General features: G+C 38.0%; 28 protein-coding genes, 1 rRNA gene and 1 riboswitch. Of the genes, 14 read left to right on the forward strand and 15 right to left on the reverse strand.

Features of this window, described 5'->3' with window-relative positions; translation table 11 throughout:
- Positions 1-107, reverse strand: a 16S ribosomal RNA gene (locus tag AC0C45_RS22050); the annotation flags it as partial.
- Positions 108-460: 353 nt separating this feature from the next.
- Between AC0C45_RS22050 and AC0C45_RS22055 the strand changes: the two genes are divergently transcribed.
- The 3 genes from AC0C45_RS22055 to AC0C45_RS22065 all read left to right on the forward strand — a co-directional run bounded on the left by AC0C45_RS22055 (position 461) and on the right by AC0C45_RS22065 (position 3,278).
- Entirely contained in the window at positions 461-655 is a 195-nt protein-coding gene (locus AC0C45_RS22055; protein WP_013059575.1) for a hypothetical protein, read from the forward strand.
- A gap of 239 nt (positions 656-894) precedes the next feature.
- Positions 895-2,481 (forward strand): AMP-binding protein, encoded by a 1,587-nt coding sequence (locus tag AC0C45_RS22060; protein ID WP_472928808.1) that lies wholly within the window; start codon positions 895-897, stop codon positions 2,479-2,481.
- A 119-nt stretch (positions 2,482-2,600) separates the two neighbouring features.
- Positions 2,601-3,278, forward strand: a complete 678-nt coding sequence (locus AC0C45_RS22065; RefSeq protein ID WP_013059577.1) for an MgtC/SapB family protein — start codon at positions 2,601-2,603, stop codon at positions 3,276-3,278.
- Between the two features lie 26 nt (positions 3,279-3,304).
- Here the strand turns inward: AC0C45_RS22065 and AC0C45_RS22070 are convergent, their stop codons facing one another.
- The 7 genes from AC0C45_RS22070 to AC0C45_RS22100 form a co-directional block, all read right to left on the reverse strand.
- A complete protein-coding gene (locus tag AC0C45_RS22070) occupies positions 3,305-3,913 on the reverse strand; it encodes an NAD(P)-binding protein (protein WP_013085291.1) in 609 nt (202 codons plus the stop codon).
- Positions 3,894-4,661, reverse strand: a complete 768-nt coding sequence (locus AC0C45_RS22075) for a sirohydrochlorin chelatase (RefSeq protein ID WP_047931086.1) — start codon at positions 4,659-4,661, stop codon at positions 3,894-3,896. The genes AC0C45_RS22070 and AC0C45_RS22075 overlap by 20 nt, the downstream gene beginning before the upstream one ends.
- 13 nt (positions 4,662-4,674) lie before the next feature.
- Complete coding sequence (cobA, locus tag AC0C45_RS22080) at positions 4,675-5,454, reverse strand: uroporphyrinogen-III C-methyltransferase (RefSeq protein WP_016765793.1); 780 nt, start codon at positions 5,452-5,454, stop codon at positions 4,675-4,677.
- Positions 5,455-5,545: 91 nt separating this feature from the next.
- Positions 5,546-6,145: an adenylyl-sulfate kinase gene (gene cysC / locus AC0C45_RS22085; RefSeq protein ID WP_014457932.1), complete on the reverse strand. Its 600-nt coding sequence runs from the start codon at positions 6,143-6,145 to the stop codon at positions 5,546-5,548.
- A gap of 12 nt (positions 6,146-6,157) precedes the next feature.
- Positions 6,158-7,309 carry a sulfate adenylyltransferase gene (gene sat, locus AC0C45_RS22090; protein ID WP_013059582.1) on the reverse strand — a complete coding sequence of 384 codons (1,152 nt, stop codon included), beginning with the start codon at positions 7,307-7,309 and terminating at the stop codon, positions 6,158-6,160.
- A gap of 52 nt (positions 7,310-7,361) precedes the next feature.
- Complete coding sequence (locus AC0C45_RS22095) at positions 7,362-8,441, reverse strand: inorganic phosphate transporter (RefSeq protein ID WP_016765794.1); 1,080 nt, start codon at positions 8,439-8,441, stop codon at positions 7,362-7,364.
- Between the two features lie 19 nt (positions 8,442-8,460).
- Complete coding sequence (locus tag AC0C45_RS22100) at positions 8,461-9,174, reverse strand: phosphoadenylyl-sulfate reductase (protein ID WP_016765795.1); 714 nt, start codon at positions 9,172-9,174, stop codon at positions 8,461-8,463.
- Positions 9,175-9,428: 254 nt separating this feature from the next.
- Positions 9,429-9,531, reverse strand: a riboswitch (SAM riboswitch).
- Positions 9,532-9,844: 313 nt separating this feature from the next.
- On the opposite strand from AC0C45_RS22100, the gene cdaS reads away from it, so the two are divergent.
- From cdaS to AC0C45_RS22115, 3 genes are all read left to right on the forward strand, one after another.
- A complete protein-coding gene (cdaS, locus tag AC0C45_RS22105; protein WP_016765796.1) occupies positions 9,845-10,471 on the forward strand; it encodes a sporulation-specific diadenylate cyclase CdaS in 627 nt (208 codons plus the stop codon).
- Between the two features lie 97 nt (positions 10,472-10,568).
- Positions 10,569-10,952 carry a VOC family protein gene (locus AC0C45_RS22110; protein ID WP_013085297.1) on the forward strand — a complete coding sequence of 128 codons (384 nt, stop codon included), beginning with the start codon at positions 10,569-10,571 and terminating at the stop codon, positions 10,950-10,952.
- Between the two features lie 67 nt (positions 10,953-11,019).
- The gene (locus AC0C45_RS22115) at positions 11,020-11,808 is read left to right on the forward strand and encodes a potassium channel family protein (RefSeq protein WP_013085298.1); all 789 of its coding nucleotides are present in this window, start codon (positions 11,020-11,022) and stop codon (positions 11,806-11,808) included.
- Positions 11,809-11,817: 9 nt separating this feature from the next.
- Here the strand turns inward: AC0C45_RS22115 and AC0C45_RS22120 are convergent, their stop codons facing one another.
- The 3 genes from AC0C45_RS22120 to AC0C45_RS22130 form a co-directional block, all read right to left on the reverse strand.
- Positions 11,818-12,222: a YugN-like family protein gene (locus AC0C45_RS22120; RefSeq protein WP_016765797.1), complete on the reverse strand. Its 405-nt coding sequence runs from the start codon at positions 12,220-12,222 to the stop codon at positions 11,818-11,820.
- A 53-nt stretch (positions 12,223-12,275) separates the two neighbouring features.
- The gene (locus AC0C45_RS22125; RefSeq protein ID WP_230586502.1) at positions 12,276-12,470 is read right to left on the reverse strand and encodes a hypothetical protein; all 195 of its coding nucleotides are present in this window, start codon (positions 12,468-12,470) and stop codon (positions 12,276-12,278) included.
- A gap of 130 nt (positions 12,471-12,600) precedes the next feature.
- Positions 12,601-13,950 (reverse strand): glucose-6-phosphate isomerase, encoded by a 1,350-nt coding sequence (locus AC0C45_RS22130; RefSeq protein ID WP_013059589.1) that lies wholly within the window; start codon positions 13,948-13,950, stop codon positions 12,601-12,603.
- Positions 13,951-14,658: 708 nt separating this feature from the next.
- Between AC0C45_RS22130 and AC0C45_RS22135 the strand changes: the two genes are divergently transcribed.
- Genes AC0C45_RS22135 through mnhG form a run of 7 tightly spaced genes read left to right on the forward strand, consistent with a single transcriptional unit; the run spans position 14,659 to position 20,412 of the window.
- On the forward strand, positions 14,659-17,064 hold the full coding sequence (locus AC0C45_RS22135) for a Na+/H+ antiporter subunit A (protein WP_472928813.1): 2,406 nt from the start codon (positions 14,659-14,661) through the stop codon (positions 17,062-17,064).
- Positions 17,061-17,483, forward strand: a complete 423-nt coding sequence (locus AC0C45_RS22140; RefSeq protein ID WP_013085301.1) for a Na(+)/H(+) antiporter subunit B — start codon at positions 17,061-17,063, stop codon at positions 17,481-17,483. Before AC0C45_RS22135 ends, AC0C45_RS22140 begins: the two co-directional genes overlap by 4 nt.
- Positions 17,483-17,824, forward strand: a complete 342-nt coding sequence (locus tag AC0C45_RS22145; RefSeq protein ID WP_013059592.1) for a Na(+)/H(+) antiporter subunit C — start codon at positions 17,483-17,485, stop codon at positions 17,822-17,824. The genes AC0C45_RS22140 and AC0C45_RS22145 overlap by 1 nt, the downstream gene beginning before the upstream one ends.
- Complete coding sequence (locus AC0C45_RS22150; protein WP_047931090.1) at positions 17,814-19,298, forward strand: Na+/H+ antiporter subunit D; 1,485 nt, start codon at positions 17,814-17,816, stop codon at positions 19,296-19,298. The genes AC0C45_RS22145 and AC0C45_RS22150 overlap by 11 nt, the downstream gene beginning before the upstream one ends.
- Before the next feature lie 6 nt (positions 19,299-19,304).
- Positions 19,305-19,781 carry a Na+/H+ antiporter subunit E gene (locus tag AC0C45_RS22155; RefSeq protein WP_013059594.1) on the forward strand — a complete coding sequence of 159 codons (477 nt, stop codon included), beginning with the start codon at positions 19,305-19,307 and terminating at the stop codon, positions 19,779-19,781.
- Positions 19,782-20,066, forward strand: coding sequence for a Na(+)/H(+) antiporter subunit F1 (locus tag AC0C45_RS22160; RefSeq protein ID WP_013059595.1), 285 nt, complete (start codon positions 19,782-19,784; stop codon positions 20,064-20,066).
- On the forward strand, positions 20,050-20,412 hold the full coding sequence (gene mnhG, locus AC0C45_RS22165; protein ID WP_016765801.1) for a monovalent cation/H(+) antiporter subunit G: 363 nt from the start codon (positions 20,050-20,052) through the stop codon (positions 20,410-20,412). Before AC0C45_RS22160 ends, mnhG begins: the two co-directional genes overlap by 17 nt.
- 44 nt (positions 20,413-20,456) lie before the next feature.
- Here the strand turns inward: mnhG and AC0C45_RS22170 are convergent, their stop codons facing one another.
- Positions 20,457-21,620 carry an iron-containing alcohol dehydrogenase gene (locus AC0C45_RS22170; RefSeq protein WP_165635030.1) on the reverse strand — a complete coding sequence of 388 codons (1,164 nt, stop codon included), beginning with the start codon at positions 21,618-21,620 and terminating at the stop codon, positions 20,457-20,459.
- 220 nt (positions 21,621-21,840) lie between these two features.
- Here AC0C45_RS22170 and AC0C45_RS22175 point away from each other — a divergent pair, with 220 nt between their 5' ends.
- On the forward strand, positions 21,841-22,071 hold the full coding sequence (locus AC0C45_RS22175; protein ID WP_047931093.1) for a DUF378 domain-containing protein: 231 nt from the start codon (positions 21,841-21,843) through the stop codon (positions 22,069-22,071).
- A 35-nt stretch (positions 22,072-22,106) separates the two neighbouring features.
- On the opposite strand, the gene yugI is transcribed toward AC0C45_RS22175, so the two are convergent.
- The 3 genes from yugI to AC0C45_RS22190 form a co-directional block, all read right to left on the reverse strand.
- Entirely contained in the window at positions 22,107-22,508 is a 402-nt protein-coding gene (yugI, locus tag AC0C45_RS22180) for a S1 domain-containing post-transcriptional regulator GSP13 (RefSeq protein ID WP_013059599.1), read from the reverse strand.
- A 207-nt stretch (positions 22,509-22,715) separates the two neighbouring features.
- Positions 22,716-23,876, reverse strand: coding sequence for an aminotransferase (locus AC0C45_RS22185; RefSeq protein ID WP_016765803.1), 1,161 nt, complete (start codon positions 23,874-23,876; stop codon positions 22,716-22,718).
- Positions 23,876-24,376 (reverse strand): Lrp/AsnC family transcriptional regulator, encoded by a 501-nt coding sequence (locus AC0C45_RS22190; protein ID WP_013085306.1) that lies wholly within the window; start codon positions 24,374-24,376, stop codon positions 23,876-23,878. Before AC0C45_RS22190 ends, AC0C45_RS22185 begins: the two co-directional genes overlap by 1 nt.
- Positions 24,377-24,490: the final 114 nt, after the last annotated feature.

Genomic DNA, 24,490 nt, shown 5'->3' on the forward strand with positions numbered 1-24,490 from the left:
TCCGCCGCTAACGTCATAGAAGCAAGCTTCTAATCAGTTCGCTCGACTTGCATGTATTAGGCACGCCGCCAGCGTTCATCCTGAGCCAGGATCAAACTCTCCGAAGAAATGTTTGACTTGCTCAATTAAAAAATAAAATTTAACGTTGACGTTTGTCGCTTTGTTCAGTTTTCAAAGTTCAACCGCCGCTCTTAGGCGACTTTACTATCATAACAAGTTGCAACCTAGTTGTCAACAAGTTTTTTTATTTGTTTATCACTTCGATGTTTGCTTTAGCAGTTCATCTTAGCGACATTTAATAATATACCATGCCTTCTTTTATTGTGCAATAGTTTTTCGATATATTTTTAAAAACTATTTTCTTACAAACGAAACGTTCGCCAATTAATAGATACTAGCATATCTAGAGCCACACTAGCATAATGTCTATTAAATCATTATCCGCCAAGGAGGCGTTCACTTGGATACCTTAATTGCAGCTGCACTCTATTTGTCCTTTTGTATGTCTATTCTCTTAATTTCACTTGCTTATTGGGAATCAATTCAAATGTCTAATAAAGAAGGCAAGGTCAACGGCCTTTCATTTATTTCACTTTCAACATTCAGCATGATTTTTTGTTTGTTTACTTCATATTTTTATACCATTCTTTATTAACATGCGTTGTCTTCTTATAAAAAGGAGACATTTCTTTATTTTATTACAATATTCGCATTCAGTATACTTACTTATTGAAATCAATGCGATAACTTCAGTCACTCCTCTTCTTCTATACGTACGATGGACAGTGAAGGAATTTGTCGAATGATTTTTTGGAACACTTTCTTTAAATTTGATAAACTACTTTTAGAAAACGCTTTCATTTATACTTTAACATTATTCAAGGAGGAAACCAAATGAAACCATTGCTTGAATTAACAGTTGGAGAACTTTTAAAAGAAAGTACAAAAAAGTTTGGGCATCAAGAAGCGGTTATCTACTCTGAACAAAATATTCGCTATACGTACGCGGAATTTTATCAAGAAACCTCTCGAGTTGCAAAGGCACTTCTAGCCACCGGTCTCAAAAAAGGCGACCATATCGCTATCTGGGCTACCAATGTGCCGGAATGGTTGCTTCTTCAATTCGCAGCAGCTAGAATAGGCGCTGTTTTGGTTACCCTTAATACAAGTTATCAATCCTCTGAATTAGAGTATGTATTGAGTCATTCTGATACAACAGCGCTATTTTTCATTGATGAATTTAAAAGCACTTCTTATACGTCTATTATCACTAGTATTGAACATAACCTTCCCAAACTAAAACATCTTATAAACTTAAGTGGATCAAGCGAACATACATCTTGGAATGAGTTTTTAATGAGTAGCTTAATGATCTCGGATGAGGTTCTCGATAAGCATGAACAATACCTACATATCCATGATGTTATCAATATGCAATATACTTCCGGAACAACAGGTTTTCCAAAAGGAGTTATGCTAAGTCACCATAATATAGTAAACAACGGCTTTTTAGTTGCTCAGTCTATGAAACTGACTAACGAAGACCGCTTATGCATCCCAGTTCCTTTCTTTCATTGCTTTGGATGTGTGCTGGGTGTTCTAGCATGCGTATCTGTAGGTGCTACTATGCTACCGATTATTGAATTTCAACCTGCCTCTGTTTTACGCACCGTAGAGAACGAAAAATGTACAGCTCTTCACGGTGTACCAACTATGTTTATTGCGGAATTAAATGCACTTGAGTTTAATCAATATGATTTATCTACTCTTCGCACAGGAATCATGGCTGGTTCTAATTGTCCAGCAGAAGTAATGAAACGAGTCATACATGACATGGGCATCAATGAAATTACGATCGCGTATGGTCAAACCGAAACATCTCCTGTAATCACCCAAACAACCCCAACTGATTCTATCGAGCGGCGAGTACAAACGGTTGGCAAAGTTCATAATCATGTACAGATTCAAATTATTAATCCAGTTACAGGTAAACCAGCTTCTTTCGGAGAACAAGGAGAACTTTGTGCAAAAGGATATTTAACAATGAAAGGGTATTATAAAATGCCGGAAGAAACAGAAAAAACAATTGTAAAAGATTGGCTACATACAGGAGATTTAGCTACCATCGATAAGGATGGCTATGTAAAAATTACAGGACGTCTAAAAGATATGATTATTAGAGGCGGAGAAAACATTTACCCAAGAGAGATTGAAGAGTTTTTATATAGAATACCCGAGGTAGAAGATGTGCAAATTGTCGGTATTCCTGATCCAAAGTATGGAGAACGAGTTGCTGCATGCATTAAACTCAAGCAACATTCTTTTCTTACCGCTCAAGAAATCAAAGACTTTTGCAAAGGTAAGCTTGCTCATTTCAAAATTCCGGAACATATTTATTTTATAGACGACTTTCCCATGACGGCCTCCGGCAAGATTCAAAAATATAAATTGAAAGAAAAGATTGTAGCGCTTTATAAATAATCAGATTTTTTTGAATTCCACCTGTTATTATGAAGAAAAGTTTACTATACTAATACATATCTGTTTTTCTTCTTTCATACAGATATAAACAACAATGTTTATTGAAATAGGTGAAAATAATGGAAAATGAAATGTTGCTTAAATTAGGTATTTCCGCTGTACTTGGTCTTATTATTGGAATTGAAAGGGAACTAAAACGAAAGCCTGTTGGTTTAAAAACATCTCTCGTAATTTCCATTATTAGCTGTTTACTCACAATTGTTTCGATTGAGTCTTCTCAAATTTTTAATAAAGGTGATCATATCACAATGGACCCGCTTCGTCTGGCCGCTCAAATTGTTTCTGGAATTGGTTTTTTAGGGGCGGGCGTCATTTTACGAAAAGAAAATGACAGCATCTCAGGGCTTACAACAGCGGCTATTATCTGGGGAGCAGCAGGTATAGGCATTGCTGTAGGTGCAGGGTTTTATCCTGAGGCTATTACCGGAGTTGTACTGCTCATTATCAGCGTTGAACTTCTTCCCTTCCTTATTACTATTTTGGGGCCTAGGCAACTGCGCGAGAAAGAACTTATTCTTCAACTCAAGCTGGCGGATAAGCACAATATCTTTGATACAACTAATAGCATTAGAGAAAAGAATATTACAATTAAAAATATTCGAATCAAAGATTTAGACACCAATGAATTGTATATACGAATGAAAGTGTCAGTTAATAACCAGCGCCCTACTACAGAAGTGTATTACGAAATTCAAAAAATCAGCGGTATTCGAAGCATTGAAGTTGAAAATGTATAAATAAAAAACGGCCAATTGGCCGTTTTTTATTTATATTTTTCAATCTGTTGTAAAAATTCCCGCTGTTTTACTAGAGACAGCCGGTATTGATCATCGATAATTTCTGTTAATAACTCATGTTTACGGCTCTTTGACACATTCAATCTGTGGATAAGAACTCTGCATTCATACAAAAACTGTGTATACTGTGTGTAACTCTCATCATAATTTGAGGATAAGTCTTCTTTGATTCGTTTTGTCAACAAAGGACTAGCGCCATCTGTGGATATTGCTAGCGATAATCTCCCTCTAGAAAACTGTGCAGGGATTTGAATATTTCCATCGGAAAAACTGCTGGCCATATTAACCAACTGATCATTTTTAATATGCTGCTTAACAAACTTATTCACAGCTTGATCATTTGTAGCCACAACAATTAAAAAGACATTAAGTAAGTCTTCTTCTCCTACTTTTTTTCTTTTTACACGCAGCTGATCTTTAACTTCCCATTCATTTATTTCAGCTGAAACAGTTGGAGCAACCACTGTAATGGCTGCTCCTTCTTGTAAAAAACCTTTAATTCTACGAGTTGCGATTGTTCCGCCCCCAACTACTAAGACCGAACGACCCTTTAAATCAAGCATAACGGTATACATCGTATTGATTTCCTTTGCTGGATAATAACGTTTTTACTTGGTGACTTAAAATGTGTGCAAGTCCATCATGATAACCTAGGTAGTTGGCTAAGATAAACTGCTGGGCATCTGTTGATAGCTGCTCCAATTCTTCCTTAATTTCGTTCATTAAAATACCGGTAAACAAAAGGTATGGAAGAACGAATACTTGCTTATACGAAGTTCGTTTAGCAAGGTGCAGGCCTTCTTTTAAATTAGGAGAAGCTGCAGCTAAATAACATGTGCTCACTTCTTTAAAAGCACCTTTCCCTTTTAGCAGTTGAGCTATTTCGTTAAAATCTTTTTTTACAGCAGGATCACTGCTTCCTCTGCCGACCAACAATACCATCGAATCTTCATGCTTATCCACATTGGTTTCATTGATTCTCTCTAGCAAGATATCAACAATTCGTTCGTCTACGCCGAACGGTTCTCCGTACAGGACTTCTACCTGGGGATAACGTTCATATACTTTGTGTATTTCTTCGGGTATATCATGCTTTGCATGCGCAGCTGTTAATAACAGAAGAGGCACAATTGCAATACGAGTAGCACCTTGTTCAATGCATGCTTCAAATCCTTGGTCAATAGTGGGGGAAGCTAGTTCTAGGAAACAAACTTCTTGAATCGGTACATCTAGATTTTTTTTACATCTTTCAATAAAAGCAACTGCCTGATCAGCGCCTTCTTTTACGCGGCTGCCATGGCAAACATATAAAACTGCATCCATATAATCAACCTCTTTAGTAAGCTTCTTGTGCAAACGAATAGTAATGCTGTCCAGTCTTCTCAAACCAATTTAATCGATCATGAAAATTCACAACTTCACCAACGATAATCATACTTGGATTTTCAATTTGTTCTTCTTTAACAATATCAACAATTGTACCAAGAGTTCCAGTTACAGTGCGCTGGTGCGCACATGTTCCCCAGTGAATCAATGCAATTGGCGTAGCTGAAGTTTTTCCGTGTTTCATTAACTGTTGGCAAATGTACGGTAAGTTCCGCACCCCCATATAAATTGCAAGAGTATCTACACCTTTGGCTAGGCTATCCCATTTGATTGCATCATGCTCGCTATCTTTACGATGACCTGCTACAAAAGCAAAGCTTGCGCTGTATTCCCGGTGAGTGACAGGGATTCCTGCATAAGCAGCGGCTGCGATACCTGATGTAATTCCTGGAACAATTTCAAATGAAATGCCCTGCTGCACGAGAGCTTCTGCTTCTTCCCCTCCGCGTCCAAAAACAAATGGATCTCCGCCTTTTAAGCGCGTTACAATTTTTCCTTTTTTAGCGAATTTCACTAAAAAGTTGTTAATTGTTTCTTGCTTGAGGGTATGGTAGTTCGGAAGCTTTCCGCAGTAAATGATATCCGCATCACTTTTAGCATACTCCAGCAGGTCCTTATTCACTAAACGATCATATAAGATAACATCTGCTTGTTGAATTGCTTTCAACCCTTTTAATGTAATTAAATCTGGATCTCCCGGTCCTGCACCGACTAGATATACTTTCCCCATGAATGCCTTTCACCCTTCCATCATTTCCACGTCTCCGCAGCGCTCCCACATTTTAATTTGAATTAGAACAGCGGACAAAGTCCGCTGTCATTTAGATAAACTTTCGGTTAGCTAAATATTCAATAACAGTTTGTACACATTCTTCTACAGACTGTGTGCTTGTATTAATTGTTAATTCAGGGTTAGCCGGTGACTCATACGGAGAATCAATTCCTGTAAAGTCACGGATTTCTCCGCTTCTTGCTTTTTTGTAAAGGCCTTTTGGATCTCTTTTTTCACATTCTTCTAACGGACACTCCACGTATACTTCCAAAAATTCATTCCCCTCTAAGATCTCACGCACTTGAGCTCGGTCCTCTTGGAATGGAGAGATAAATGCTGTTAGTACCACTTGACCGCTGTCTACAAATAGCTTAGAAACCTCACCGATACGGCGAATATTTTCTGTACGATCTTCAGCAGAAAACCCTAGATTCTTATTTAAGCCGAAACGAACATTGTCACCATCTAATACATAGTTGCGAATATTTTTATCAAAAAGCGCTTTTGCCACTGCGTTTGCTACGGTAGATTTACCTGAACCCGAAAGACCTGTAAACCATAATACAAAACTGTGATGATTATTTTGCTCGCGCCTTTCCTCTTTTGTAATTCCAGCATCATGCCACGTAATGTTTGTTGATTTGCTCACTTCAACCGCTCCTTATTTTGAAGATACTTTTTGTTTTGCTAATCCTTTAATTAACACTTCAATTACTTCTTTGCGGCTGAATGTGCTTGGTGGCACTTCTCCGTTACGAAGCATTTCACGTACCTTTGTTCCAGATAGAATCATATGATCTTCCTTGCTGTGAGGGCATGTTTTCGTTGATGCCATCGCTTCACACTTTTTGCAATAGAAGCTGTGTTCAAAGAATAAAGGTGTAATTCCTAATTCATCTGCTGTAAAGTTACTGAAGATTTTTTGTGCATCATATGTTCCATAGTAGTCACCCACACCAGCGTGGTCACGGCCTACAATGAAATGTGTGCATCCAAAGTTTTTTCGAACCATTGCATGGAAAATAGCTTCTCTAGGTCCAGCATAGCGCATCGCAGCAGGGAAAACTGCTAAAGCTACACGATCGCTAGGATAATAGTTCTCTAAAAGTACTTCATAACTTTCCATACGGATATCTGCTGGGATATCATCTGACTTTGTTTCTCCTACAAGTGGATTTAAAAATAGGCCGTCTACAATTTCTAATGCCGTTTTTTGAATATATTCGTGCGCACGGTGAACAGGGTTACGAGTTTGGAATCCAACAACCGTTTTCCAACCGCGTTCTTCAAATGCTGCTCTTGTTTCAGTTGGATCTAGGTAATACTTTTCAAAACGCGTTTTAGGTGTACGCTCTACAAGTACGATTGGACCTGCTACGTATACATTTGGGCGTTCCATCATTTTTTTTACGCCAGGATGAGCAAGTTCTGCTGTACGGTACACGTTCTCCGCTTCTTTTTCTTTATTTGGCGTATATACTTCAGAAACTTCTAAAACACCATACGTTACGCCGTTTTGAACAAGTTTTACTTTGTCGCCAATGTTTAATTCTTTAGCTTGCTCTTCTGTTACAGGAAGAGTGATAGGAATACTCCATACTGTTCCATCTGCTAAACGCATATTTTCAACAACTGATTGATAATCTTTTTCTCCTAAAAATCCTGTAATTGGGCTGTAAGCACCAATTCCAATTAGTTCTAAATCACTTAGAGCCATGTTATCTACTTCGATTTCTTTTGTTAGTGACGTGTAGTCATATGTTGGTTGATATAAATTAATTAATTCTCCACCGTGTGCTTGAATTGTTGTCATTTTGTAAAATCCTCCTTAAATAATTAACACAATATAATAAAAAGCACTTGAATCACGCAGTCATTTTTTCTTTTTCCGACTGCAAGCTTGCTCTTTTTCTTCTAGTCGCTCTAGCTAAGCTTAGAACACCTGCTGTGGCAATACATCCGCTAGCTAGCACTACAAATGAATATAAGTCGCTTTCAAGTACTAATTTCACAAGAACATATGAGATTACGAGTGAAAATACAGGGGATACCACCCAAACCTTTAACATTTGAATGACCACTTCGCGCTGTTCTTTCGTGAATCCCGTTTTCGCTGCTCCTATTCCAATAATAGAAGACGTAGTGACCTGTGTAAGCGGTACTGGCAAACCAAACAGTGAAGCGACTGTGACAAGAGAAGCACCAGTACCCGAGATAATGCACCCTTCCCCTACAGAATAGCGAGTAATTTTTTTCCCGTTTGTTTCAATAACTCGGCCTCCTAGTAAAAGAGCTCCGAGCGCCACTGCCAATCCTCCTGCTATGACACCCGTTGTGGCATCCATTAATCCAGCTCCTACTAGAGGACCGACAGCATTTGCCACGTTATTCATTCCAGCTGAGAAGGCTTCAAAGAATCCCGTCGCTATAACTAAAATCGTTAAAACTCTTTTCCACTTTCCCTCTGCTTCTTTTTTATGCGCTCTGCGTTTTATCACTTTTCCAATCAAAAAAGCAATGACAAATGAAACCAGCGGAACAATAATCCAAAAAGACATGACAACTAAAAGTTTTTCCACATACAGAGATTGATAAGCTACGCCTACTCCAACAACTGAACCAACCGTTACTTCACTTGTTGATAGAGGAATACCAATTAAATTCGCGAAAAAGAGTGACAGCGTTGCAGCAGCCAGAATGATAATAACTAATTCTACTGACAGCAATTTTTCAGGTATGATACCTGAACTGATAGTTTTTACCACCTCGCCGCCTCCGATAATGGCTCCGAGCACAATACCTATAGCACAGATGAACAGGGCTACTCTTTTCTTTTTAATCGCACCGGAGCCGTATGAAACGCCCATAGCTGCTGCTGCACCACTTGCTCCAATATTCATTGCAAAAAAAAGCGCAATGATAAAGGCAACATATAAAAGCATCATTTATTCAGCTCTTTCGTATTTAAGATTCGTGTAATCCGCATTCAACTTTTTGTGTACCTGCCCATCTTCCTGAACGTAAATCGTCTACATTGTAGGCAGGTGCGGTACAGGGCTCACAGCCAATACTTGGGTAGCCTTGATCATGAAGTTTGTTATATGGTAAATCATGCTTATACACATAGCGCCAAACTTCTTTCCAGGACCAATGAATTAACGGGCAGACTTTCACTTTCTTGAATTTCTCATCTTTATTAAAATAATTCGTGTTGGCACGAGATTCAGACTGCTCGCGTCTCAAACCAGAAATCCACGCATCATAAGGAGCAAGAGATTCCCTTAGCGGGATGATTTTTCGAATTTGACAGCATAGGTTAGGCTGACTCTTCCAAAGTTCATCTCCATGTTTCTCAGCTTGTTCTGCAAGCGTTAAATCCGGTTTTTTCATACGAATACGCAAATCAGGAAAGCGTTCTTTAATTGCATCAATTACTTCATATGTTTCTTTAAAATGAACGCCCGTATCTAAAAAGACGATTTCAGCATCTTTTTTCACTTTTGAAATTAAATCAATTAACACGATCCCCTCGATACCAAAGCTTGATGCGTAAATAATTGAATCTCCGTAGGTATCATACGCCCACTGCAATGCTGAAAGGGCTCCTTTTGTTTCATCTTCACTGTCGAACTCTGGAAATGTATCACTCCAGTTTTCGTACGTATATAAGTCTGCCATTTTCTTCACTCCAATTCTTAGTTATCCGCGTTATCCAATAAAAAAAGACGGTTTTACCCACTAGAATTGGATAAAACCGCCTCTAGTGTGTCTAGTCAGCGAAACTATTTAATTCTTACTTTGCTTCAACATGCTCAAAGATTTGTTTTAAGTCGGGGGTTACAGTCATTGGTGTCCCTCCTCAAATTATCGCTTGCGCTATATCAAAATAAAAAGTCTTCCATATTGAAAGACTGGGTAGGCAATAATTTTTCACCTTATCTTTCAAAATGATACACACTTTGCTGGAATTAGCACCTTGCTAAGCAGGTTGCCGGGGTTCAGCGGGCCAGATCCCTCCACCACTCTTGATAAGCATTTTTTAAAAATTTTAGCATATTTAGAATATTTGTCAACATTAAAAATCATATATCCGATAAGAAAACTATACTTTAAATTCACAGAAATATCTATACTTTTATTTAAAACAACATATGTAAATTTAACCCAAATGTGAACGTATCAGTTTATAAAACGCTTTCTTTTTTCTCCAACTTTTTATATTCTCTTGCTAAATAAAACACAAAACCTCTCTATAAAATTAATAAGGGATTTATAAGCTTTACGGATAATTCACCCACATTAGCACACATTACAGATAACACTGACTGACAGATAGGAGCTATATAAGATGGAGAGACAACCCTTTCAATTAGACGATACAATTAAAAATAATGTGCGAACATATTTACAGCAGATTTCAACTGAAGCCTCTAATTTAATTAAACATTTAGACACGAGTGATCATTGTATCCTATGTGATTTTGAGGAGATGCGAAAGTTATTTCAAGATGTTCAAGCTACGGCTGCCTCTTATTATTTGCGTCATTATCTATCGCCTTATACATTTGAATATGCTGCTCTGTCCTTAGCTATTCATAACCTTTCTGAGAAACGTCACGGCGCTTTAATTGTCATTGAACGGGAACAAAATGTAGACTCTCTTATTCAAAAAGGAATCCCTATTCAAGCTCCTGTCAGCGCTACGCTAGTTGAGACGCTGTTCTATCCAGGGACACCCTTACATGACGGAGCCGTCTTGATTAGAAATAATCAGCTTATCTCAGCTGCTAATGTTTTACCTCTCTCGTCTATTATTTCAACGACCAAAAAATTGGGAACACGCCACCGTGCAGCCATTGGAATGTCGGAAAAATCGGATGCATTAATTTTAGTTGTATCTGAAGAAACAGGCAAAATTTCGTTTGCTCTTGATGGAAGCCTCTACCCTATTCACTCCAGCAAAAATATGATTTAAGAGCCCTTTCCTGATAAGCAGCCCTATCTTGACTTCTATATCCTTTCTCTTTAATATATTTCATAGTTTTTACATACTATAGATACGGGTGATGCATATGACAATTTTAAAATTTGAACATGTAGGCGTTCAAGTAAAGGATATAGAAGAATCTATTGAGTTCTATACGCAAAAAGTGGGATTAGAGCTCATCGAAACACTACCACATACCGATCCATCTTTGAAGCTAGCTTTTCTAGGTTTAGAAGGCAATGTAATCGTAGAGTTAATTCAAGGGTATAACTCAAGCTTACCTAACGAAGGTAAAGTTCATCATTTTGCCCTGGCAGTAGACGGAATTGAAGAGGAGTTTGAGCGTTTAAAATCAGCAGGCGTTTCATTTGTTGAAGAAAACATTGTAACTTTGCCAAATGGAGCAAGATACTTATTTTTCTACGGTCCAGACAAAGAATGGATTGAATATTACGAAGTAAAAAGATAAAGATATCTTATACCTTCAGTAGAAAATGGTCATACTGTGGTTATGACTAATCACTGGAGGTTTTTTTATGATGGAATGGCTATTATTTCGACTTTTTCGTCGTTCTATTTTAGTGCGGCTTCTTTTTATTATCGGCTGCCTTGTTCTGCTTTTCGGCATGCTTATACATTTCCTAGAGCCGCAAACGTTTGGGAATGTGTTTGAAGGAATTTGGTGGGTTATTATTACAATTTCTACTATAGGGTACGGTGATTTTGCTCCGACCACTACGATTGGAAGGTTAGCTGCAATTATTTTAGTCCTGATCGGAACGGGATTTATTACTACTTATTTTGTTACGCTTTCTAAAATTGCTGTTTCCGCTGAGAGCGCTTATTTGGAAGGGAATTTAAAATTTTATGGAAAAGATCACTTTATCGTTGTTGGGTGGAATGAGCGCGCCAAACTCGTGTTAGAGTCTTATCGCGACGCATTTCATAAAGAAGACATTGTTCTTATCGACGACTCTCTGACTAAAAATCCCATGATTTGTGATCGCGTTCATTTTATTAAAGGAAGTCCCTCTCATTATGAAGTATTAGAACTTGCCAACGCTCGGTACGCAAAAAAAGTGCTGATTACTGCCGATCAACATAAGACAGAAGAATATGCAGACATGAATACGATTGTTACGTTAGTCGCTCTGCAAGGATTGAACCCTTCTATTTACAGCATCGTTGAACTGTTAACAAAAAAGCATATTCAAAATGCACAAAATTTGGGGGTGAATGAAATGATTAAAACAAACGAGTTGATTAGTCAAGTCATGTACGAACATATTTTTGTGAAAAAAGTAGAGAGTTTAAAAAAAGAATAGTTCCTTCAATTACTGAAGCAGCGCATCTTCTGCCTCTCTAATTAGCTCTTCTCCTAAGCTGATATACTTTTCTGGAAATGAAGCGTCTGCGTCTTGGGGTTCTGCAAACTGATTAAATGAAGCACTCACATTTCCATTGTGAACATCGTCGTCTAGACCAATTTGATATTTATGTGAAAGTAAAAATGGCGTGCCAATCTGTACGGTTGTTCCTTTAGAATCCAGCTCTCCATTCGTAGCTGTAAACGGGATACGTAAAAATTGATAGCCGACTTCATCATTCATCTTATAGTCGAATGAACCATGGTCATAATCCCAATTCCCTCCAATGTTATACCCAAGCGGCTTAAGCGTTTTTTCTAATTCATAAAGCTTGAATAATGTGCCCTCTAATCTTGAAGATAATTCAATCATGTTATCCCTCCTCTGTTTTAACATGTCCTTTTTCCAGCGTTTTATCCTTTATCTCAAAAGCAAAAAAGAGATTGAGATATAACTAAATGAATCCAACCTAAAGACGAACAAACTGGATAAAGTAGCTCGTATAAATCGCTTGTGACACCGTGATGTCCGTGCAAGGCTTCGCTTTCCGCGGGCGGGCGCTGAGCCCCCTCGTCGCTTGCGCTTTTCCCGCAGGAGTCTCCGCCTTGCCCTCCAATCAACTGCTAGAAGGACCTAAACAGATGAAACTATATTCACCATAACAAAAAAAACGAACCACTAATCAAACATGTTGATCAATGGTTCGTTTTTCACTTGGGCTAAAATACTTTTGTACCGCCCTCTTTTTACTTATTTCAAACGCTTTTCTAATTCTGCTTTTTTCTCTTCAAAACCAGGTTTTCCAAGAAGAGCAAACATATTTACTTTGTATGCTTCTACTCCCGGCTGATCGAATGGGTTTACGCCTAATAAATAGCCGCTGATTGCACATGCTTTTTCGAAGAAATATACAACATATCCGAACGTATACTCATCTAGCGCAGGAATGTTCACAACTAAGTTTGGAACGCCTCCATCTGTGTGAGCAAGCATTGTACCTTGGAACGCTTTTTTATTTACAAAGTCAACTGTTTCACCAGCTAAGTAATTTAATCCATCTAAGTCCGCTGCATCTTCTTCAATTGTTAGCTCATGACGAGAATCTTGAACTTGTACAATTGTTTCAAAAATATCACGGCGACCTTCTTGTACATATTGACCTAAAGAATGAAGATCCGTTGAGAAGTTAGCAGATGAAGGGTAAATACCTTTTTGGTCTTTTCCTTCACTTTCGCCAAATAACTGTTTCCACCACTCAGCAAAGTATTGAAGAGCTGGCTCATAGTTAATCAGCATTTCAATTGTTTTTCCTTTATTATAAAGCACATTACGAGCTACAGCATATTGATAAGCTGGGTTCTCTTCTAGCTCTGATGATGAGAATGCTTCTTGAGCATCAGCTGCCCCTTTCATCATTTGTTCGATATCAAGACCCGCAGCGGCAATTGGTAATAAGCCAACCGCTGTTAATACTGAATAACGGCCGCCTACATCATCTGGAATAACAAATGTTTCATAGCCTTCTTCGTCCGCTAATGTTTTTAATGCGCCGCGCGCTTTATCTGTTGTTGCATAAATACGCTTGCGTGCTTCTTCTTTGCCGTATTTCTCTTCTAATAATTTACGGAAGATACGGAAAGCAATCGCCGGTTCTGTTGTTGTACCAGATTTTGAAATAACATTAATAGAGAAATCTTTATCTTGTAAAACATCCATTAAGTCTTTCATGTATGTTGAGCTGATGTTGTTACCAGCAAAAATAACTTGCGGAGTTTTACGCTGTTCTTTTGATAATGTGTTATAGAATGAATGCTGAAGCATTTCAATAGCAGCACGAGCACCTAAGTAAGATCCTCCAATACCGATAACAATTAATACATCTGAATCAGATTTAATTTTTTCTGCACTTTTTTGAATGCGTGCAAATTCTTCTTTGTCATACTCCGTAGGAAGGTCGACCCATCCTAAAAAGTCGTTTCCAGCACCTGTTTTCTCATGAATTGAATGGTGAGCTACTTTCACGGCATCACGTAAGTATGTAAGTTCATGTTCACCAAAAAATGATAACGCGTTTGAATAATCAAAACGAACATGTGTCATAGTCTGTTCCTCCATTAAAATATCTTTATTTTTCACTTTATCGAAACTGTTAGCTGAATTCAAGTGAATCCACTTACAATTTGACACAATCATTATAGTTTGTTGAAACTGCAATCATTGTATGTACCCTTTTATTTAACGATAAATTCAGTTGTGAAGTCAACTAATGTTCTTTGATTACAGGACGTAATTCATGCACGATTACGCAAATAATAAGCAAATAAAAAACGACTAAGGAGTGGTCTTCAATCGTTTTTTATTTGCTTATTGGGTGGTGCAATATAGTTCATTTCACCTATCTTCACATATTGTCTCGGTTTATAAGAGGCTTTTAAAAGGGAAGAGTCTATTGATATGGAATTTCCAGCTTCGTTTTTAGAAGTGAGCAGCATCCTGTTTTCTTCTTTCATTTCCAAGTGATTATTTAGCACAAATCCACTCATACATAGTGCAGTAAAAATGAGAAAACTGATGGCTATTTGTTTCCTATACATTTCCATCACCTCACTCTTAGAGTGACAATTTCGCATGATTTTTATACGTCGAAAAAAATTTTTTTATGTTTTTTTTATGGATTTTGTGACGAGTTTCTATTTATTTAATAAGCCTTGAAAATTCTGCTGATACTAAGAATTAGCATGGATGCATGCATAATTAAATTATTATATAATCGGTTACAGAATTGAATATCACAAGGAGGTTTGTCTTTTGTCGTGGTTGCACTTGGTGATTTTATCGCCTTTTTTATTAGCCTTTTTTGTCCCGCTTCTGTATAGGAAATTCCAGCGTATTCATACAGGGTGGTTCGTTTTGCCTCTTCCACTTGTGTTGTTCATTTATTTCACACAATATATCAGTGGTGTTTCTAAAGGGGAAAACTACCTACATTCAATGAAATGGATACCTAGTCTGGGTATTAACTTTGATGCTTACGTGGATGGACTCGGTCTTCTATTCTCTCTGTTAATCACCGGAATTGGGACACTTGTTATTCTTTACTCCATTTATTATCTTTCTAAGACAAAAGAAGCGCTGCATTCGTTTTATGTCTATTTGCTTCTTTTTATGGGGTCTATGCTAGGAGTTGTATTATCAGACAATCTAATGAGCCTGTATAGCTTTTGGGAATTAACAAGCCTTTCATCTTTTTTATTGATTGGTTATTGGTACAAACGGGAGAAATCTCAATACGGAGCCTTAAAATCTATGCTTATTACCGTATTCGGAGGACTTTCCCTATTAGCAGGAATTATGCTTTTATACGTCATGACAGGTACTTTCAGCATACGCGAAATTATCTCAAACGTAGATGTAGTCACATCAAGTCATCTATTCATTCCAGCTCTAGTCCTCATTTTATTAGGGGCCTTTACAAAATCTGCTCAGTTTCCTTTTCATATTTGGCTGCCAGATGCAATGGAAGCTCCAACCCCAGTGAGTGCATACCTTCATTCAGCCACAATGGTAAAAGCGGGAATTTATCTTTTAGCAAGACTCAGCCCTGTTTTTGCTATAAGCGCCACTTGGTTTTTTGCTATTTCAATTACAGGACTAATTACACTGTTTTGGGGCTCATTTTCAGCAGTAAAGCAGCAAGATCTGAAAGGGATTTTAGCTTTTTCAACCATTAGTCAGCTCGGGATGATTATGTCACTTATAGGAGTAGGTAGCGCAGCTCTTCACTATGATTTTTTAGACGATAATATCTACTTAGTAGCTCTTACTGCAGCGGTTTTCCATTTGATTAACCACGCTACCTTCAAAGGCAGTTTGTTTATGGTAGTAGGGATTGTCGATCATGAAACAGGCACGCGTGACATTAGAAAGTTAGGCGGGTTAATGAGCTTCATGCCTGTGACATTTACCATTGCTATCATCGGGGGATTTTCAATGGCGGGTCTTCCTCCTTTTAATGGATTCTTAAGTAAAGAGATGTTTTTTACAGGTATGGTAAACGTGACAAAAATGGATATGTATAGCATGCAGACGTGGGGAATTTTGCTGCCTGTCATCGCTTGGTTAGGAAGTATTTTCACTTTCGTCTATAGTATGATTTTTGTCTTTAAAACCTTTACAGGCAAATACCAGCCCGAAAAACTAGAGAAGAAGCCGCATGAAGCACCAGTAGGCATGCTTATTTCACCTGTTATTTTAGCATCACTGGTTATTATTTTCGGCTTTGCTCCTAACTTATTAGAATCAACCCTTATTGAGCCAACAATGGCCTCTATCGCACCTAGCCTGCTAGCTGAAGGTAAAGAATATCAAGTGCATATTAAATTTTGGCACGGCTTTACGCCAGAATTATTTATGACGCTAGGGGTCATCATATTTGGTGTTTTGTTATTTATGACGATTCAAAAGTGGTTAAAAATCTACCCACGATTCCCTTCTTCTTTAACGCTTAATAACGGCTATAATTATGGAATTAAAGGGATGGAAAAAGGGTCAACACGTATCATGAAAACATTAATGACAGGATTTATTAGAGACTATCTTTTAATCATTTTTACTTTCATAGGCATTTTACTTCTCGTGACGCTCTTTTCTCAGAATGCCTTTGCGATTGATTTAAAAGATACTGCTTCTATAGGCGTTTATGAGGCCATATTAGCAGTCGTAATGGTTGCAGCTACTATTACAACTTTATTAGCAAAATCACGCCTCACAGCCATTATTTCTCTAGGAGTTGTCGGGTATACGCTCTCTTTATTTTTCGTATTATTCCGAGCTCCTGACTTAGCTTTGACTCAATTAGTGATTGAAACTGTATCCGTATCCCTATTTTTACTATGTTTCTACTACTTGCCCGAGTTTCGGAAGCGAAAAGTAAGGGTGAAGTTTCAGCTGCCAAACTTACTGGTTGCTCTTCTTGTCGGAACGACTGTTACACTGCTTGGCATATCAGCAAACAGTACGAAACTATTTGAATCGATTTCACATTACTTTATTGAAAACAGCTATGAAAAAGCAGGCGGCGAAAACATGGTGAACGTAATCCTTGTTGACTTCCGCGGATTTGATACATTATTTGAAATTACCGTACTTTGTATAGCAGCTCTTGCTATCTATGGCATGATTCGTCTTCGGTTAACAAAGGAGGAAGAAGAGTGAAAAAAAATGATTTGATACTACAAACCACAACGAAAGTAGTCACGTTTATTATTATCATTTTTGCCATTCATCTTTTCTTTGCAGGTCATTATACACCGGGGGGAGGGTTTGTTGGAGGACTTACTACCTCAGCAGCTCTTGTATTACTACTGCTGGCTTTCGATATAAAAACCGTATCGAAAGTCATCCCATTTGATTATAAGAAGGTCGCGGCTTCCGGACTGCTGCTAGCTATTTTAACCGGGCTTGGGTCATTTATTTTCAAAGTCCCATTTCTAACTCACACATATAGCTACTTTAACCTTCCCCTTCTCGGGAAAACATCTTTAGCTACCGTTGTACTGTTTGATCTAGGTGTATATCTAGTAGTTGTTGGTGTTACGATGACCATTATTCAAACGATTGGAGAGAGTGAATAGTGGAAATATTAATGTCCATAGTGGCAGGGATTCTATTCACTGCCGCTGTATATCTCATGTTATCCCGCAGTTTACTGCGAATTATTATTGGAACAGGCTTATTAAGCCACGGTGTTCACTTGTTAATTTTAACGATGGGCGGATTAAAAGGGGGGAGTGTTCCCCTTCTGGGAGAAAAGGCTTCTTCTTATACAGATCCTTTACCTCAAGCTCTAATTTTAACTGCCATTGTCATAAGCTTTGGCGTCACTTCTTTTTTCCTTGTACTAGCGTACAGGGCTTACCAAGAACTCGGAACAGACGATATGGACAAGTTAAGGGGAAATGAACATGACGAGTAATTTTGTAATCATCCCACTGCTTATCCCGTTTGTTGTAGGTGTTGTGCTCATTTTTTTCAAAGACAATATTAAACTTCAAAGGATAATCAGTGTTTTATCATTAATCACCACCACTGCTTTTGCTGCCTATTTAGTACAGTTGGTTCAATCAAAAGGAGTTTTAACTCACGAGCTAGGGAACTGGAAACCTCCTTTTGGAATTATTCTAGTAGCGGACATGTTCGCTTCCCTTCTCGTACTTACTGCTAGTATCGTAACACTATGCTGCGTTCTTTTTGCTTTTCATACAATTGGCGAGAGACGTGAACGCTTTTACTTTTATTCATTTGTGCAGTTTTTATTAGTAGGCGTATTTGGCGCCTTCTTGACAGGTGATATCTTTAACTTATTTGTCTTTTTTGAAGTCATGCTTATGTCTTCATACGCTCTTATTGTAATTGGGGGTACAAAAGCACAGCTTCGAGAGTCTCTTAAGTATATTTTAGTCAATGTCATTTCATCCGCTTTGTTTGTAATTGCTGTTGCTTATTTGTACGCCGTAACAGGAACTCTCAACATGGCAGACCTTTCGCAACGAATTGCAGAGGCTAACCAGCCGGGAATTTTAACAACCATTGGCATGCTTTTATTTATTGTATTTGCATTAAAAGCAGCTTTATTTCCAATGTATTTCTGGCTTCCAGGTTCGTACAGTGCACCTCCACCCGTTATTATCGGATTATTTGGTGCGTTGCTAACAAAAGTAGGAGTTTACTCTATTTTCAGGACTTTCACTTTACTGTTTTATCACCATCCTGAATTCACTCATCAAATTATCGGTTACGTTGCGCTTTTGACTATCGTTGTTGGTGCAGTAGGCGCCATTGCTTATTCAGATGTGAATAAAATTTTAATTTATAACATTATTATTGCTGTCGGAGTCATTGTCTACGGTGTAACTTTAACAACAAAAGCAGGTTTTGAAGGAGCCATCTATTATTTAATTCACGACATGATTATTAAAGCAGCTCTCTTCCTTCTTGCTGGAAGCATCATTCGAATAACTGGAACAACAAAATTAAAGAAAATGGGCGGGTTAATTAAAGACTATCCGCTGCTTGGCTGGATGTTTTTTATCGCTACTATTTCGTTGGCAGGAATTCCTCCCCTAAGCGGCTTTATTGGAAAATTCCTTTTAGTTCAAGGCGGTTTAGAATCAGAGAGCTACACGTTTGTAGGAGTTTTACTAGCTTCAAGCCTGCTCGTTTTATATTCTGCCATTAAGATTTTCATGAGCTGCTTCTGGGGTGAACCTACGCTTTCTTCTGAGCATAAAAAAGTATCTCTTAAAGGTATTCTATACCCATCCGCTATCTTACTTGCTGTTTCTGTCTTTTTAGGACTAGGTGCAGAAGCTGTTATTCCTTATGTGTCGACAGCCGCTCAAACGCTTATGGATCCTTCAATTTATATCCAATCGGTGTTAAAGGAGTAGATCTGCATGTCATTTCAACTATTATTAAACGTAATCATTGCATTCACATGGATGTTTTTGAGAGGGATTTGGACACTACCTTCTTTTATTATAGGATTTTTCTGGGGAGCGGTACTGCTGTTTGTTTTCCGCCGTTTTTTTCACAGACGTTTTTACTTGCATAAAGTGTATGCGATCATTAAGCTGCTGTTTATTTTCATACGAGAATTATTCAAAGCCAATATTGCAGTTACTAAAGACGTATTGCGCCCTAAATTAAATATTCAGCCAGCCATCTTTGCAATGCCAACCCGTCTGGAGAGTGAATGGGAAATTACCATTCTTTCTCTTTTAATTACGCTAACGCCAGGCACACTGGTAATGGATGTATCAGATGATAATTCTACTATCTATATTCATGCAATCAATACAGACGATATTGATGACATTATTACAGATATTCAGCAAACATTCGAAAAAGCTATTATGGAGGTGAGTCGTTAAATGCTCGATATTTTTTTAAACGTTTCGCTCATTCTCATTTCTGCTTCAACTATTGGGTTTGTTTACCGAGTGGTAAAAGGTCCGTCAACCGCTGATCGAGCAATGGCCCTTGATGCTATTGGAATTAACATCATTGCTATCACGGCCATCATCTCGATTATCTTTCGAACCCAGGCTTTTTTCGAAGTCATTTTACTGCTAGGCATCATAGCCTTTGTAGGTACCGTTGCTTTTTCTAAGTTTTTAGAGAAAGGAGAAGTGATTGAATATGAACGTGATCAGTGAAATCATTGTAGGAGCTTTGGTACTAATAGGGTCTCTTCTGACAGTTGTGACCATGATTGGGCTTATTCGCTTGCCTGATACGTATACAAGAAGTCACGCTGCCTCCAAAAGTGCTACCTTAGGCGTCCTATTTATATTAGTGGGCTGCTTACTCTACTTTTGGATTGACACTGGCCATATTAGTGCACGGTTAATTTTAGCGATTGTCTTTGTGTTTATCACCTCTCCTATTGCTGGACATTTACTAGGAAGAGCGGCTTATTACAGCAGAGTTCCCCTTTCTGATAAAACCGTTCGGGATGATTTGAAAACCAAACAGCAGAAAAAGCTTACCCATCATGAATAGAAAAAAACGCCGTGCGGTTTGCACGGCGTTTTTTATCGAAAATCTTATAAAGAAGCGCGTAGGATTGCTAGTACATCTTCTTTGTTTAATTTTTTAAATTTACCAAATTCACCTTTAGCCATCGCACGATCAGCCATAAGATCTAATTTGTCTTCACCAATATTATAATCTGCTAAGCGAGTTGGTGCACCTAGGCTTGACCAGAATTCACGAAGCTTATCAACACCTTCAAGTGCTACTTCTTTATCCGTCTTGCCTTCCGTATCTACGTTAAATACGCGTACAGCTACTTGCTTGAAGCGATCTACGTTCTCATCCATTACGTGTTTCATCCAGTTCGGGAATAAAATTGCGAGTCCACCCGCATGAGGAATGTCATATACAGCTGATACCGCATGCTCAATATTATGAGTAGCCCAATCGCCTTGGTGTCCCATTTGTAACATACCGTTTAATGCGATTGTCCCATTGTATAAAATCGTTTCACGTAACTCGTAGTTCTCTAAGTCGTTTAATAATTTTGGTCCCGTTTCAATAACCGTTTGCAGTACTCCTTCACACATGCGATCTTGAAGCGGCGTATTTGTTGCAGCATGGAAATACTGTTCAAATACGTGGCTCATCATGTCGACCATGCCATAAACTGTTTGATTTTTTGGTACAGTAAATGTATTAACGGGATCTAAAATAGAGAATTGAGGGAATGTTGCCGGGCTGCCCCAGCCGTATTTTTCTTGTGTTTCCCAATTTGTAATAACAGAACCAGCATTCATTTCTGAACCTGTTGCCGCTAATGTTAGCACTGTTCCAAATGGAAGAGCTTCAGCTGCGAATACGTCGCGGTTAATGATGTCCCATACGTCTCCATCATATTTTGCGCCTGCTGCGATTGCTTTTGTACAATCGATTACGCTTCCTCCACCTACTGCAAGTAAAAATTCAATACCGTTTTCTTTACAAATATCGATTCCTTTTCGAACAGTTGTCAGACGAGGATTCGGCTCTACTCCCGCTAACTCATGTACCTCTGCATTCATGTCATTCAGTACATCCATTACTTGATCGTATAAACCGCTGCGTTTTACGCTTCCTCCGCCGTATACTAATAATATCTTTTTACCAAAGCGACTTGCTTCTGTTTTTAATTGCTCTAATTGACCTTTACCAAAAATTAATTTTGTAGGGTTATAAAATGTAAAATTGTTCACTATAAACTCCTCCTTACGAGCTTGATTACATGCATCATTATGAAGAACAACTTTTTGATTGTAAAGAAAATTGACTTCCTAAAGATTATTCCCTGTTGGCTAGATGCTCACCCCGCCCAAATGAACGTTTATTTGTCTGTATCTTCCAAAAGCAAATATGCATATTTCCCTCTAAAAAAAGCAGGCTAATAAGTGAACTACAAAACAAGGAGGGTTCATCATGAGTGGTATTCAACGTATTGCGCTCGTATTAACGATTATTGGAGCAATTAACTGGGGACTTATTGGCTTTTTTCAATTTGATTTAGTAGCAGCAATCTTCGGCGGTCAAACATCTGCTTTCTCCCGCATTATTTATGGATTGGTTGGAATCGCAGGACTGATTAACCTAGGTCTATTATTTAAACCTTCTGCTGAAGTAGAGCGTACAGCACCTAGAACGGAACATTAAAAAAGAAGGATAGCTCAGCTATCCTTCTTTTTTTCTTATTTCTTAATTAGATCTTCGCGGTTTGATTGCTCAATCCACTCTTCTAATTTTTCTTTTAATGTGTTGAATCCTTGAGTAGATTCAGTATGAACTGTTGCTTGACCTTGACGCTTTTTAGCAGGTTTTTTAGGTGCAGAAGCTTCAGTTTTTTCTGGAGCTGGCTCAGTTGCACGAATAGATAAACCAATTTTACCAGTTGACTCATCAACAGATAAAACTTTAACGTTTACTTCGTCTCCTACTGATAAATGTTCGTTAATATCTTTAACGAAGCCATGTTTTACTTCTGAGATATGAACTAATCCTTGAGTTTCTTCATTTAATGCAACGAATGCACCGTATGGTTGAATTCCTGTTACTTTACCTTTTGTAACAGTACCGATTTCAAATTTTGACATATAAACACTCCTAGATACCTTATTATTTTCATCACTATAGCCAATTTAAAATTATAGCACAGTTCATAGATTGAATCAAAAAGTAGTTATACTATATTTATTATTTACCAATTTCGTCACAAATATAAACTAACACTACATTTCATCATAGCAAAAAAGATATTATATCAAACCGTCTATACGATATGACATAATATCTTATTTTTATTATAACTTATTTTCAACAAAACGGCTAATCCGTTTTATGGATTCTTCTAATGATTCCATTGAAGAGGCGTATGAACAGCGAATATGTCCCTCTCCGCCTTTTCCAAATACATTGCCTGGCACCACAGCTACTCGCTCTTCAAGCAAAAGCTGCTCAGCGAATTCTTCCGATGACAATCCCGTTTTCTTGACAGAGGGGAACACATAAAACGCTCCTCCGGGAGAATGGCATTCCAGACCAATTTGATTTAATGACTTCACCATGTAGTTCCGTCTTCTGCGATAGCTTTTTCTCATCTCTTCTACGTCATGCTGCCCGTTTTGTAGTGCTTCAATTGCTCCATATTGTGCCATGGTAGGCGCACACATCATTGTATACTGATGAATTTTCAGCATTGCTTTCGCAATCTCAGTTGGTGCACATATGTACCCAAGACGCCATCCAGTCATAGCAAACCCTTTAGAAAAGCCAGAAATAATAATAGTTCGTTCTTTCATTCCTTCTAAAGAAGCAATAGATGTAAATTCTTCATCATATGTTAATTCTGCATATATTTCATCCGTGATAACAAGCAAGTCATGCTTGATTACAATATCCGCAATAGCCTGCAGCTCTTCTTTAGATAGTGAACTTCCTGTTGGATTATTAGGAGAGCATAAAAGAAGAGCTTTCGTGTTGCTTGTAATGACTTCTTCAATCTGTCTAGGCTGCAGTTTAAACTCTGTTTCTGCCGTTGTTTCAATTGCCACAGGAACTCCTCCTGCTAGTGAAATTAACGGGCTGTAAGACACAAAGTTTGGCTCCACGACAATAATCTCATCTTCAGGGTTAATCAAAGCCCTCATTGTAATGTCTAAAGCCTGACTTCCTCCAACGGTCACGATAATATCATCTTTATAATCATACGAGACGTTAAAATTTCTTTTCATATACTTCATAATTTCAAAGCGGAGCTCTAAAAGCCCCGCATTTGCCGTATAAGAGGTATACCCTCTTTCCAACGATAAAATACTCGCTTCTCGAACAGCCCAAGATGTGACAAAATCAGGTTCACCTACTCCAAGAGAAATGACGTTATCCATACTTGCTGCTAAATCAAAAAAGCGGCGAATACCTGAAGGTTTCAGCTGTTGTACAGTTGTTGACAAGCGCTCTTTCATTACGGAGACACCACGATTCTGCGATCTTCATCGCCTTGGTCGTAGATGGTACCATCGTGCTTGTATTTTTTCATGATAAAGTGAGTCGTCGTAGATAAAACAGAGTCTAGCGTAGAAAGCTTTTCAGAAACAAAAAATGCTACTTCAGACATTGATTTTTCTTCAATAATAACAGACAAATCATATGCTCCTGACATTAGGTACACGGATTTCACTTCTTGAAAACGATAGATGCGCTCCGCAATCTCATCAAAGCCTACTCCTCGCTTTGGTGCAACTTTTACATCTATCATAGCGGTGACGCCCTCATGTCCATCTACTCGTCTCCAGTTAATATCAGCTGAATATTGCACAATTACTTTTTCTCTCTCTAGCTTTTTAACAATATTAGAGGTTTCGTCAAACGTTAAATCCACCATTTTTGAAATACTATCTATTGAAATACGGCTATTTTTTTCTAGAATTTCTAAAATTTCTAACTCTTTTTCTTCTAAGAACACCGCGTTCCCCTCCTACACCGATTAAATTTTTTCACTTTTTCCATTATATCAAATTTAAACATATCTTTAATGTGAAATCTATACCGGTAATTGAGTTTCATTTTATAGATTGCT

The sequence above is a fragment of the Priestia sp. VA7 genome, assembly GCF_055710015.1.